We start from the raw sequence: 13,249 nt of genomic DNA, 5'->3' as shown, positions 1-13,249 counted from the left end.
GCCTACCAGAGCCCCCCATCCGAAACTTTCTTCGACAGCCTATTGAATATAAACACCAGTATAAATCCAATCACCGACTGGAATAAACCGACTGCCGTCGCAAAGCTGTACTGCGCTTGCTGAATGCCTGTCCGGAACACGTACGTATCCAGGATGTCTCCTACACTATACGTCATCGGAGTGATCAGATTATACACTTGATCAAAACCGAGATCCAAGAAGTTGCCGATTTCAAGCAGGAACAGCACCAGCACGGTAGGTAAAAGAAGCGGAAACGTAATGTGGCGGATTTGCTTAAACTTGGATGCGCCGTCGATCATCGCCGATTCGTACAGCTGAGGATCGATTGAGCTGATGGCCGCTATATACACCACGGTTCCCCAACCGGCATCTCTCCATATGGATGCGATCACGTAAACAGGCCGAAAGTATACGCTTTCCTGCATAGCCAGCAGGGGTTCAAAACCAAACCACCCGCTTACAATGTTGAACAACCCGCTTAATGAAAAGAAATCGAAGACGATACCGGCAACAATAACCCAAGACAAAAAGTGCGGAATGTACAGAGCGGTCTGGATCCCTTTCTTCAGCGCCGATTTTCGAATCTCGTTAATCATCAGCGCCAGCAGAACGGGCACCGGGAAGACCAGTACAAGCTTGAGAAATCCCAGCATTAGCGTATTCCCAAACACTCGGACGAAGTCAGGATAATGAATCAGGGTCTTAAAATGCTTGAGACCTACCCAAGGACTATCGATGAATCCTTTGAAAACCGAATAGTCCTTGAAGGCGATTACAGAACCGGCCAGCGGAATGTATTTAAATACAATGAGAAAAATAATTCCCGGAATCGCCATCACATACAGCGGCCAAAACACCTTCATTCGATGAAATGCAACTGCTTTCAACTTGTTCCCTCCAGTTTCTAGTTGTTGAATTCGCTTACACAGATACTATACAACTAGTGGAAGCATCGCTCAATCGGGTATTTTTAAGTTTAAACAAGGGTATTTTTAAGAATATATATAGAAACCACTCCTGCCTGGAGTGGCTAAACGTTTAAACGCTCGGCAATTTCTTGCGATAATCCCTGGGTTTGCACCCTGTCAGTTTCTCGAATAACCGCGCAAAATGCTGCGAATCCGAGTATCCTACCATTTGGCAGATCTCGTACACTTTCAAATCTGTCTTCTCCAGTAGCTCTTTCGCTTTGCCGATTCGGATCTGGGTCAAAAAATTCACATAAGTATCCCCCGTCTTTTGTTTGAAAAACTGGCTTAAATAATAGGGACTGATGAAAAAACGGGCAGCCAGATCTGCAAGGGTGATCGGTTCATTGTAATGTGTAGATACGTATTCCTTGACCTCGGAGATAATGTCCTTCTTCTTGGGAATATTATGCTCCAGTTTGAACGCAATAATTGTTCTGATGACTTGAACCATCCATTCCTCCAGACTCTCCAGCGTCCGAAACCGCGAAATGCCCTCTAGCGACAAAATATGACGGCCCAAAAAATCGTTTTGCTGCAGCTGCTGAAAGGACATCTTCCGAACACTCGATAAAAGGATGTTCAAGCACTGCAACTGGAGATCTGCCGGACTCATGCTTGATTCAGCTTGCATCCCTCGAAAGATCTCACGGATAATGCCAACACATTCCATCTCGTCCATGTTGTCCAGACCGGCTTCCAATTTAGCGATCATCGCTTCTGGAACAGGCTGACTCCGTTCTGTCAGATTCATGATCTCAGGAAAAGGGATCACGGCGCCCGCCCTTTTAACGACTTTATAGCTTAATGCGTAACGGGCTTCCTCAAAAGATTGGCTGATTCCGGCGGCCCGTTTTTGAACCGTACCGATGCCGACGGTCATGGACAGCTCCAATTGCCGGTATACCTTTTCTTTAAGACGTTGTACCGAACGAACCAGATCTGCATACCCGATGGAACCGCCATGGGTAACCACCACTGCAACCTGGGCGCCCGAATAACGAAACCGATACACTCCACGGTACTGCCCCAGGCCCAGATCGATTTGACGGAACACCTGCTGAAGACTAAATTCCTTCAAAGCTTCGGCGCCGCCGTCGAATTCAAGCAGGATACAAACGAACCAAGCACCCTCTGTCGGAATTCGCGCAATCCGAAGCAGCTCTTCCATAAGCTCCGTATTTTCGCCGCCGACATCAAGGATATCCCGCAAGGCGCTCTCTTGCATACGGCTATGAACCTCCTGCTTCAATTCGTCCACTTCCTGCAGCTTGGCCGTGTCCGCACGGACCGCCTCTATGACCTGGTAAACGCAGTCGCGCAGTTCCTCTTCCTCAACCGGCTTATTGATGTAGAACTGCACTCCCAGTTGCATGCCTCTTCGAGCGTATTCGAAGTCGGCATATCCGCTTAACAGAATGAATTTTGTCCGACTGCCCGCGTCTTTCAGCATTCTGATCATGTCGAGGCCGTCCGCTTGCGGCATCCGAATATCCGTAATGACGATGTCCGGCTGCAGCTTTTGAATGAATTTGAACCCTTCTAAACCATTATAAGCTGTGCCTATAACCTCACATTCCGGGATATAGCGGCTTATCATTTTTTTGAGACCGTCCACAATGCCTTTCTCGTCATCCACCAAGATCAACCTCATCCCAAAAGCCCCTCTCCTTCTATTCTCGCACCTGACATCCGCCTAAAGCTTAGGGATTAAAAATTCGACTGTCGTTCCATGATCAACTCCAGGGCGAATTGTCAGATAATACCGATCGCCATAATGGAGTTTTATGCGTTCAGCGATATTTTTGAGGCCTAACCCGTTACTCTCCGGTATATCGGTTTCTTCCAGTTTATATTTATCCGATTTGGCATCCTCCAGCAATGCAATCAGTTCCGCTTGTTTCCCCAAAGACATACCGACCCCGTCGTCCGTTATCCGGATTAAAATCCCCCCTTCTTCCGTCCAGACGCCTTCAATCCCGATATTCATGATCCGGCTGTAGTCCTCAAATCCATGGTTGATACTGTTTTCCACTATAGGCTGAAATACTAGAGGGATGATGCTGCAATGCAGTATCTCGTCGGGGATTCTGATATCCAGTCTGAACATATTATCAAACCGAATGTTCTGAAGCTGCAAATAATTGACCGTATACTCCAATTCATGCTTCACCGAATGGTGTCTGCCTTCTTTACCTAACGTTAACCGAAACATACGAGCCAAAATTTTAATCATGCCGGCGGTCTCCTCGTCATCTTTTACCAGCGCCTTCATGCGGATGGATTCCAAGGTATTGTATAGCATGTGCGGGTTGATCTGATTTTGAAGCGCGATGAATTTGGCTTGTCGCTGCTTTATCTCGGCGATATACACGTCTTCAATTAAGGTTCGGATCGTTATAATCATTTTGTTGTAACTGTTTACCAGACTTCCGATCTCGTCATTTGCCTGTTCTTTCTCTATGGGCAGGTATTGGCCTACTTCCGCCTGCTTCATGCTCCTGCGGAGAGCCTTGATAGGTTTGGTGATCGTATAACTTAAACCAAACGAAATGAGCGTGATGATCAGACAGCTTGTCAGGATAACGATTACCGTCATTCCTTTGATCTGATTGATTTTCTGCAGCAGCTTCGAGCGCGGAATCTCGGTTTTGATAAACAAATTCCCTTGCGAGGTGTTTCCCGATAAAATAATCCGGTCATGGCTGTCGTTATCCTTGATGTACTCCGCTCCGGATTCAAGCACCTGCTGCCAGGATAACCGGCCGCTGGCCGCATCGGAATGGTAGACGATTTCTTTTTGTCGATTGCTTATGATGACACTTATGCCGTATTTGTCCCGAGCCAATACGAAATCATGATCAAGCTGCAGCAGTGTAAACGGATCCAGATCGATGAGAAGTATACCTGCGTATGCCCCGTTGGAACTGAACAGCACTCTTCCTACCGTCACTACGGCTCCTGCCCCTTTATCCTCGTAATAGGAACGGTCATGCAACCCGGTAATAAAAAAAGTATCATCCGAACTGCGGAGCCTCTTGAACCACTCCTGCGATAGCAACATGTTCTCATTCACTCTACTTGTCGTAGTCGTATACTGATACACGTTTTTATCGCGGCTGATCAACATCACGGTACTGATCTCCGGTTTGAGCAATGCGACCCGCATCAGCAGCCGCTGGACGGCAACTCTTTGGACAATCAACTCGTCCATGGACATATTTCCCTCTTCACCTAGCTTGTAGATCAGTTCGTTGTCAACCAGCACCGACTTCGTGACCTTGTCATATTCTTTCATGAATTCGTTCAAAGTAGTCCTGATTTGAGACGTATACAGAGCGGCGAATTCCTGAGAGGAATCCTCGAGCGCCGCAGCCGATTGATGAAAGATGATGGCGCTTACACCGAGTAACGGAATGACACAAGCCAGAAGGTAGCCTGCCATTAATTTATTTTGGAATCTCATGTTTCTTATTATGAAAATAGCCCTTCGCATCCAACTTTTGCGCTCCATACCCAGCCCTTCCTTTGTCAAACGTCTTCTCTAACTATTGTACATGCTGTGATGCATCGACGCTACCGAAGTATCTTAGGCAGAAGATGGCGATTTTTACCTCCAAAGTTACAACGTCTTGACACGGCTCCATTTTGTATCCGTTTACAAGGAATATACTTTAAGAATATTCATTTATCAAAGGGGCATTTTTAAGTTTATACAAGGGTATTTTTGTGCTTTTTTAGGACTTGTGCTTGTATATGACCTTAAAAATGACCATGATTAAACTTAAAAATGACCTGTTGAGTAATTTTTTCCCAAATTATATATTATTTTTGTAAGCGGATACAAATTCAGACATGCCTTGGAATTTAAGCTGGTGGGAGGTGAAATGGGATAAGTTAATATTGGATTGATTTGAATTTTGAGCTAAATGTTAATTATTAAGTTGGAGGCGAGCATGATGAAAAATGAGTACAAGGTTCTCGGAACATACGGACCCGGCCATATTTGGACTCATGCCTAGACCCTACGGTATATATACCTTTACGGATATGATGTGGCCGCTGTACACGTATGCGATAACCGGGGTACGCAATTTCAGGGAAGGTAACATCGGTCCCGTATTGATCGACGTTCATCGTTCTATAAACCAAACAGGGTATAAAGGAGTACAGCTCACTACGGATAAGAATTGGGTGTATTGTTCACCGATGTCCTGGCACCCGAACGGCAAACGTGCGATGTGGCTGGAAGTATTTCGAGGCAGCGGCGGTTCGCAAATGCGGATCCAGAAAGTAAACCTGCTTGATTATAAGCCTAAACAAACTGTACCGATTAAACCAACTACAGATAACATCCCGTATGGTATAAAAGGCTTGACCGTACTAAATACCGTTAATCCGAACGTGAATGGGAAAATTGCAGGAAAAACATCCGGATACATCTCCTATATCAGAAATGCTTCCTCCATTTTCTCAGGACAAACGGAAGTACAGTATGTGAACTTTAGCGATGACGGTGTGAAATTCTATAATGGATATGAGAAAATAAATATGAATGCCGGCGGTGAAAGCCGTTATGAAGCTAACGTTCAATTGACCGGTTCAAAGCAGGGTGAAATGAAATTTAGAGCCACTTTTTCCGCACTTGGAGGAGCTGCGCCTGCTAAGCTGTTGTTTGACACAGATGCAGACGGTAAACCCAAAAGTTATGGATATGCAACCTATAACGGTATCACACTAAATATCGAGGATCTTCTAGAATAATAGACAATCCTGCACTTTTCATCAGGCACGCAAAAGCACCCCGAAAATAAGTTCGCGGTGCTTCTTTGCTAATCGCTCTTTTACTAATGGACCACAACACGAACACGACCCACGGTGAAAAGTATTCCGCATTAATCCAACGGTTGACTGACCAGCATGTGGTAAAGACCTTTCGCAGCCATTAACTGCTCATGAGTACCCGACTCTGCAAGTACCCCTTGATCAAGTACGAGAATGCGGTCCGCATGCCGGATGGTGCTCAGTCGATGCGCGATGATGAGGGTCGTTCGATCTTTGAGTATCGTGCTCATATTCCGCTGTATCGTCCTCTCGGATTCATTGTCGAGCGCGCTCGTCGCTTCGTCGAATATCAGAACTCGCGGATTGCCGATCAGTGCCCGCGCAATGGCGATACGCTGGCGCTGCCCTCCGGATAAGCTCGCCCCCCGCTCCCCAACCTGTGTATCGTAGCCATTCGGAAATGTCATAATGAATTCATGCGCTCCCGCAAGCATAGATGCGGCTATCACCTCATCCATCGAAGCATCGGGAATTTGATAAGCTATATTTTCACGAATCGTTCCGCTAAAAAGTCCCGCTTCCTGCTGCACAACTCCAATTTGCTTACGGAGCGTAGCGGCCTGCACCTGCTTCAGGTCGTACCCGTCGATCCGAACTGTCCCACTGCTTGGCGCATATAGCTTAAGCAGCAAATTCGCCAGGGTTGATTTCCCTGACCCGCTTCGACCGACGATGGCCATCGTCTGACCCGCAGCCATGTCGAAGGAAATATTCTGCAGCACATTCTTCCCGTCGGAATGGTAACGAAACGATACGCGTTCGAATTCAATCACTCCCTGCAGCTTCGGCAGCGCTGTCAATCGGGTCGGATCGGATTCCTCCTCCTCCGTCTCGAACACATCGTCGAGCCGTTCCAAAGCAATCCGCACGCCTTGAAACTGGTCCCAGATGCCGATTAGGCCCAGTGCCGCATTTGTAACGAGTGCATACACCGCGCTAAAAGCCATCAGTTCCCCTACGCTCAGCTTCTCCCCGATAATAAACCCGGCCCCTGTATACAGCACGGTTACACTGCTTAAGGTTTGCAGCACTGAGGCGACAGAGCCGGAGAAGAAGCCGATTTTCCAACCCTTCATTTGTACGAGAGTCGATTGACGGAACTTGCCCTCCACTTTTTTCCTTACCTCATCTTCGGCCGCGAGAGCTTTCACGGTACGCATGGAACCAATAGTCTCCACTAATGCATTCTGCAAGTCGACATCGGTTTGGAATTGCTTCCTGCTGTTGCGTTTCATAAGCGGAGTCACAACCAGCGTAAGTACAATAAAGCATGGAATGAACGCCAGCGCGATCCAGGCCAGAGTAACGTTATATGTAAACATAATGCCTATGTATACGACAATCGTCATCACGTTCAGCACCGCATTCATACTGTTCGTTACAAGAAAATGACGGATGACCTGATTTTCCCCGGCGCGCGTCAAGATGTCGCCCACTTTCCGTGTGGCGAAGTAGCGCATAGGCAAGCGAAACACATGTCGATAAAAACTCATGATCATATCGATGTCAATTTTAATGAACGTACCCATAATGACCCATTCCCTGATCGATTGAACGAGCATGGTTAGCAACGAGACGCCTAGCATGACGATCAGCATAAAGTTCAGGTCATCATAATTCCCGCCAACAAGCACCCTGTCAATCACCTGCTGCGTAAACAGCGGCAGCGCCAGGTTAATGACCTGCAATAGAAGTGTCATCCAGATAAGATGGAACAGAGCCTGCTTGTGGGAGGCAAAAAACGCCCAGTAGCGCCTGAATGATGGCTTCGACTCTTCTTGCGAGAAGAAAGCTTCAACAGGCTTCAAAAACACTGTGTTCAGCGTCCACCCTTTCAGAAAATCGTCATGCGAATACGTCAGTAAACCGATACCCGGATCGGCCACGGTCACATATCGTTCGTCCACGTTTACGACCACGACATAATGATTGCCTTTCCAATGGGCAATAGCAGGCAGCGTCTGCTCGGCCAGCCCCTTCAAGCTGCTGCGGACCGCCTCCGCTTGAAAGCCAATCAACTCCGCGGTTTTGCAGAGATCGAACAGCGTGCTTCCTTCCAGGCCTACTTGCGCCAGCTCTCTTAACCGATGGATGCTCAATCGCTTGCCGTAGTGCTGGGCGATCATAGAGAGACAGGTTGGGCCGCAGTCCAACTCGCTTTGCTGGATGCGCACCGGGAACCGGCTCCATAAGCGCCAAGTTCTCCGACCTCCCTCGTGCTGCCGCTGCTCTTGCTCGGCATCTTCCGCAATGCTTTCGGTTGCGTAACTTGCGCTATCCTCCGCGGTAACGTTCGTTTCCGTATTTCGGGGCATATCCGCATTTTGTAAATAAGCAGAAGCAATCCCGATAATCGTCTCCCTGACTTTCGGAAATTTCATAATTAGCTTGTCAAAATCTTCCTTGGTCAGACTGAACACGGAAACCGCTTCGTCTGCTACAACGCTGGCCTTCCGGGGATCCCCCGTCAACAGCGCCAGCTCCCCGAAAAACTCCCCTGCCTTTACCGTATTAAGCTTCCGGCCTCCCTCGCTATCCTTTAGTATGGAAGCACTGCCGGAACGAAGGATATAGAAAGCGTCTCCTGCCTCCCCTTCTCTGACGATCGCTTGGCCGGGGACATACTCCTTCATGACCATAATGTCAAGCAGCGAGCGCAGCTCCTGATGATGCAGCGGGGCAAACAGCGCCGTCCGCTTCAAAAATTTGCGCATCGCATCATCGGCCAACTGCTCAAGCAAGTACCCCCTCAATTCAGGGTGCGCGTCGATCATTTGCATAAACATGGTTCGGGACAATCTTAGCAGCTCCAGCTTCGTCGACGCCCTCAGCGTATGTTCTTGAAATTCTTCATTCAACAGCGCTTCCTGTCCGAAATGCGAGCCTGATTCCATTACACCTAAATTGAGCTCCTTGCCATCCAGATCCTTTCCGATGATGCGCACTTTGCCTGTCAAAATGAGATGGAACGAATCTCCTCGTTCTCCTGCCCGAATAATCGTGTCTCCCATATGGAAAGAAATCTTCTCAAAGGAGGCAAATACCTCCTCTTTCTCCTGTGGCGACAGCACTTGAAAAATAGGGATCGTATCCAAAATCATAGCATGTAAATCCAGCATCCCCGAGCCTCCTGAATGATCAGCCTAATTCCCCGCCAAATAGTCCCATAGTTTAACATCGATATTCGATCTTTTTACAGCTTCGTTCAGCCACTCTTCAAAAAGGAGATCGGCAAGCTTTACCCGAACCTCCGCGGTCAGTACGGCTGGAGACACTTCCCAAACATGGAGCAACCGATAGGAAGTGTCGAATGGAAAAGGCCCCACCGTCTGTCCGGCTTCCGAACCGAAAACGGCCGCTTCCTCTTCACCGCTCAATTCCGCTCGACCGACCCACCCGACGTACCCGCCGTCATACTTGCTGCTGCCGTTCAAACAATAGCTTTGCGCCAGCTTGTAGAACGGCTCACCCTCCTCAAGCTGAAATAGCAGCTCTTGCGCCTGCTCCCTGCTGCCGATAACCAATTGAGAAACATTAGCTTTATCAAAGGAAAGCCGATTTTCCAGAAAATAAGTATCCATACGATCTTGCGATACGATTTGCTTCACCTTCTCCGTTAAAAGACGGGCTTTGGCCGTCTCGAACAGATCGGACGTCGCCAATCCTCGCCTGCGAAGCCACTCCAAAGTTTCAACTGCGCTGTATAACCCCAATTGCTGCCGGATCTCATTGGCTTTCGCTTTCCACTCTTGCTCATCGATCGATATATGGTGCTGTTCCGCAAATTCCAGCGTAACGGCTCTTCGAACGCTATCCTCGACAGCGTTAAAACCGCCCTCCATGCACGCAAGCTTGAGTACATCGCGCAGTCGCCATTCCGTACCGTTCACGCTGAACGTTACAAGTTCCATAGCATCCATATAAAGCCCCCCTTCACGTTGAAATGGAAAAAACCTAACTGTCGTTAGGCTTTTTCCATTTCAACAATTTGTTTTACAAGAATCCATCTATCACGGGTTTCCAAGTTTGTCTCTTAGTTCTTTCGGGACAAAATCAGGAATTTTTCCTGACCCATTACTTTTTGGAGTTGGGAGTATAGGGGTTACGGTTGGTTCTGTGGTTTGAAGTGTTGGTTGGGTATGGATAGCAAAAGATGGAGGTGGTGGTGACGGGCAGGGATTGACAGGGACATGTATTTCCGGCGGTTTTGCAGGCATTTGAGGCGGTTGGAAAAATAGGCCTGGAACGTTATTGCCCCCACCGGTTGTTTCTTTCATTTCCTGCTCCGTCAACGGCTTCTCCAAATCTTCAAGCTCAAAATCTTTTGATGTTTTATCATTGGACATTGCTAATTCCTCCCGTTTATGATGATTGCAGCATTAAAGCTTTAATTTAAGTATAGTTCAGCTCAATAAAAGAATAATGAAAGATTCTGCCTATAAATAGCAAGAAACCGCGCAGTATCAAGCCTTCGCGGTTTTTTAAAAATGACAGACTTTTTTTGACTGAACAGCCTCGATGCTGCCAAATCATTATTTCAAGTCATTCCGCTATCGGAACACTGCTCAAGAAAAGTAAAACAAATGTGATATTCCAGAATTCTTTAGAAAAATTCATGTGTACTTTTTCATAATATTCATTAATATTTAAGTAATATGGAGTTTAATTAAAATGTACACTACTACTCATTGGATAATTCAACATAAACTATCATATGTACTCTGTCCATTACTGGTGACAAGAAGGGGAACTTTGTACTAATGCTCACTTAACAAAACAATGTGGATGCTGGGCTATCGATTTTGTATAATTAGAAATGGAGCTTATTTATGAATAATGAAATCATTAAGATTAATGGTTATCTTGAAGCTTTGAGTAACATGAACACTTTTCTGGGGAATTGTTATGGTCATCGATATAAGTTTGTTGAACTGAATGTAAACATCAAGGAAGCAGTACGTGAGTTTAATAAAAATAGCGATCTTTCAGACCATAAGTACGTTGAGCTTATCGGTTTAGAGGAATTGGAATCATGGGAAGAAAGCTTATTTACTGTAAGCACATATTGGTTTTTTTCAATGTTTAAGATGAGGGACATTTATTTAGGAGAAATATACTATACAGATGATAATGTTGTATCCATGGAAAATGACAAGGAGTATAACAAGGTTTCACAACAACTAATAACAATGCTTAAGGCATTTTTTTTAGGATCAAATGTCAGGGTATATAAACTAACAACGAATCCACCTCAAGGTGAAGATGAATTTGAATGGGCACAGGTTTATTTTGATGTTGGATCTAAAGTTTTTGTTTTAGATTTTTATCAATGGGGATAACTTACCTTAAATTGTCTTTTCTCGTTCAACTAATGGACAAAAGTTCAATAACAACACGATGAGGTTGCTGTGGCTTATGAAACTGTAGCCTTATTACTATCACAAGTCGGAGGAATGGCATGATGGAGGCTACGGTTTTGATTCACTTGAAGGGGTTAAAGACATAAACTTGATTGAAATAGCCGTATCTTGGAAACTTGATGATTTTATGCAGTAAAACGCATAAACAATTGATTCTAACGAATTCTGAAACAATTCTAATTAATTCTGGAATTTCTCAAAAATGTAATATTGCAGAATTAATTAAAAAACGGAGCCCGCAAACCCGCGTGACTCCGTTTTTATTGTTTCAGAATTGATTGGAATTTTAAGTCCGCCGCGGCGGAAAAGCATATTTGCTGCTGAATTCATTAGAAAAAATATGTTAGCCTTTCAACTGCACTTGCATGAATATACATTCATTTCAAACGAATTTAGTATTACATATTGTTTGAGAAACCATCTGTGTGAACTTTCCCTACTCTACAATGTCTCCGTACTGAGCGTAAATCCTTCGATCACGACGTCTTCGTCGACCTCGATCAAGATACATCGTTTTCCTTGATAATTCACCTGTCTCACGTACTTTAAATCTTGCGGACTGACCGAAATCGTGGCTATCTTCGTATCAATTTTAATCGATTTCGAAGTGAACTTCGGAATGACGCTGCTTGCTTTGATTTCATAGTTTTTGTCATCGATGACCGTTTGGAACGCTCTTTCCACCTTTTCCATCGTCACGTTCTCTACGCCGCTCACCGTTAGCATGCGTTCCACATCTTTATAGTCCAACTTCGGAGGTTCCTCCTCCTCGTTAGTCTCGATGACCCGATGAATTTCCTCGTACACGTGAGCGATCGTTGAAGCGTCGAGCTGATCTCCCGCCACTTCCTTCACGATTTCCTCAAAAATGGCTCTCTCTTCTTGCGCCGTGACGGTCTTCTCGGCATTCAAAACTTGCTCGATGAAATGCACATTCGGTTCATTAGCTTTCCCCGTGCAGTACAGAATGCGATTCATGTCGGAATAGTTGTCCGTCACACTAGGGTAGAAAAAACCTTGCTCCGGCGAGTTCAATTTAATGATCGGATCTACGAAGACAATATACTTGAATTCCCGCTCGACGTAATCAAACATGAGGGTTTTCCGCTGTTGCTCTGTGGAATTCACACTACACAGAATGAACGGATTCGCGAACATCTCGTCCTTTTCGCTCTCCTCGGCTTCTTCATTCCTGATTTTGGTAGGCTTAAAATATTGTCCATGTACGAAAGTAATGACCGTATCCCGTTCATATTTGGTATCCGCCAACATTTTATCCACCAACAGGAGCATCAGATCTTGCCATTCTTCCGGATTACCGGTCACTAAACCTTGATGGAGAAGCACCTGTGAAGGCGTCTCCGCTTCCTCCTGAAACTTTAACTCGAACATCTTCTGATCCAATTCGCCGGTGAGCAATTTTTTGAAATTGGCCATATATAGTTCCTGCTTCTCCCTGTCCAATAGGGCAAACGGCTGACGCTCATAATGATAGATCTCGTTACTTTCCTTCATGATATATACGTTAAGAATATTGAAAATTTCAAGCATGTGGTGATCCAACTTAAACTGCTTTCGAATATGTGCAAGTTCTTTCTTTATCATGGTACCTCAGACGCTCCTATGAAGTGAAATGGCCTTACCAGTAGTAACGATTGAATTAGAAATTTGTAACGGATGATCTGCCTTCCTAAGCGTTCACATCAAAACAAAAGCCCTTCATGAGAAGGGCATCCACGGCTACTTCCCTTTATTTTCGTTCTAAATTAAGAGTGAACATCACACTTTCTTATCACTTGGATAAACTACTTCCTGTATGTTAATGCATAATTAAAGATTTCTCAACAATATTGAGAATCTATCCTCACTAATAATGACACACCTCATTATCGTCATTCATATAATGCTGTCAGTCCCCAATAAATAATATTTTTCCAAGTATATCGATCTGCTCGTTCAATACGTAAAATAATTTCAGGAGAGTTACAGGAAATC

At 45.5% G+C, this 13,249-nt stretch carries 9 protein-coding genes; 2 read left to right on the top strand and 7 right to left on the bottom strand.

What is annotated here, in order from left to right:
- Nucleotides 1-2: 2 nt before the first annotated feature.
- From AC3G2T_RS24880 to AC3G2T_RS24870, 3 genes are all read right to left on the bottom strand, one after another.
- Nucleotides 3-908, bottom strand: coding sequence for an ABC transporter permease (locus AC3G2T_RS24880; protein WP_488437267.1), 906 nt, complete (start codon nt 906-908; stop codon nt 3-5).
- Nucleotides 909-1,059: 151 nt separating this feature from the next.
- A complete protein-coding gene (locus AC3G2T_RS24875; protein WP_488437266.1) occupies nt 1,060-2,643 on the bottom strand; it encodes a response regulator in 1,584 nt (527 codons plus the stop codon).
- Nucleotides 2,644-2,685: 42 nt separating this feature from the next.
- A complete protein-coding gene (locus AC3G2T_RS24870; RefSeq protein WP_488437265.1) occupies nt 2,686-4,503 on the bottom strand; it encodes a cache domain-containing sensor histidine kinase in 1,818 nt (605 codons plus the stop codon).
- 695 nt (nt 4,504-5,198) lie between these two features.
- Between AC3G2T_RS24870 and AC3G2T_RS24865 the strand changes: the two genes are divergently transcribed.
- Entirely contained in the window at nt 5,199-5,753 is a 555-nt protein-coding gene (locus tag AC3G2T_RS24865) for a hypothetical protein (RefSeq protein ID WP_488437264.1), read from the top strand.
- Nucleotides 5,754-5,884: 131 nt separating this feature from the next.
- On the opposite strand, the gene AC3G2T_RS24860 is transcribed toward AC3G2T_RS24865, so the two are convergent.
- From AC3G2T_RS24860 to AC3G2T_RS24850, 3 genes are all read right to left on the bottom strand, one after another.
- On the bottom strand, nt 5,885-8,953 hold the full coding sequence (locus AC3G2T_RS24860) for a peptidase domain-containing ABC transporter (protein WP_488437263.1): 3,069 nt from the start codon (nt 8,951-8,953) through the stop codon (nt 5,885-5,887).
- Between the two features lie 24 nt (nt 8,954-8,977).
- Nucleotides 8,978-9,754, bottom strand: a complete 777-nt coding sequence (locus AC3G2T_RS24855) for a peptidylprolyl isomerase (protein WP_474679258.1) — start codon at nt 9,752-9,754, stop codon at nt 8,978-8,980.
- Between the two features lie 90 nt (nt 9,755-9,844).
- On the bottom strand, nt 9,845-10,180 hold the full coding sequence (locus tag AC3G2T_RS24850; RefSeq protein WP_474679259.1) for a hypothetical protein: 336 nt from the start codon (nt 10,178-10,180) through the stop codon (nt 9,845-9,847).
- Nucleotides 10,181-10,663: 483 nt separating this feature from the next.
- On the opposite strand from AC3G2T_RS24850, the gene AC3G2T_RS24845 reads away from it, so the two are divergent.
- Nucleotides 10,664-11,173: a hypothetical protein gene (locus AC3G2T_RS24845; RefSeq protein ID WP_474679260.1), complete on the top strand. Its 510-nt coding sequence runs from the start codon at nt 10,664-10,666 to the stop codon at nt 11,171-11,173.
- A 522-nt stretch (nt 11,174-11,695) separates the two neighbouring features.
- Here the strand turns inward: AC3G2T_RS24845 and AC3G2T_RS24840 are convergent.
- Nucleotides 11,696-12,859 carry a DUF4317 domain-containing protein gene (locus tag AC3G2T_RS24840; protein ID WP_474679261.1) on the bottom strand — a complete coding sequence of 388 codons (1,164 nt, stop codon included), beginning with the start codon at nt 12,857-12,859 and terminating at the stop codon, nt 11,696-11,698.
- Nucleotides 12,860-13,249: the final 390 nt, after the last annotated feature.

The sequence above is a fragment of the Paenibacillus sp. sgz302191 genome (assembly GCF_057749925.1).
The sequence above is the reverse complement of the archived record's forward strand: the minus strand, read 5'-3'. Positions and strand labels throughout refer to the sequence as shown.

Bases quoted from the DNA above. Each gene is read 5' to 3' on its own strand.
- AC3G2T_RS24875 (WP_488437266.1), bottom strand. From the start codon at position 2,643: ATGAGGTTGATCTTGGTGGATGACGAGAAAGGCATTGTGGACGGTCTC.
- AC3G2T_RS24870 (WP_488437265.1), bottom strand. From the start codon at position 4,503: ATGGAGCGCAAAAGTTGGATGCGAAGGGCTATTTTCATAATAAGAAAC.
- AC3G2T_RS24865 (WP_488437264.1), top strand. From the start codon at position 5,199: ATGTCCTGGCACCCGAACGGCAAACGTGCGATGTGGCTGGAAGTATTT.
- AC3G2T_RS24860 (WP_488437263.1), bottom strand. From the start codon at position 8,953: ATGCTGGATTTACATGCTATGATTTTGGATACGATCCCTATTTTTCAA.
- AC3G2T_RS24855 (WP_474679258.1), bottom strand. From the start codon at position 9,754: ATGGATGCTATGGAACTTGTAACGTTCAGCGTGAACGGTACGGAATGG.
- AC3G2T_RS24850 (WP_474679259.1), bottom strand. From the start codon at position 10,180: ATGTCCAATGATAAAACATCAAAAGATTTTGAGCTTGAAGATTTGGAG.
- AC3G2T_RS24845 (WP_474679260.1), top strand. From the start codon at position 10,664: ATGAATAATGAAATCATTAAGATTAATGGTTATCTTGAAGCTTTGAGT.
- AC3G2T_RS24840 (WP_474679261.1), bottom strand. From the start codon at position 12,859: ATGATAAAGAAAGAACTTGCACATATTCGAAAGCAGTTTAAGTTGGAT.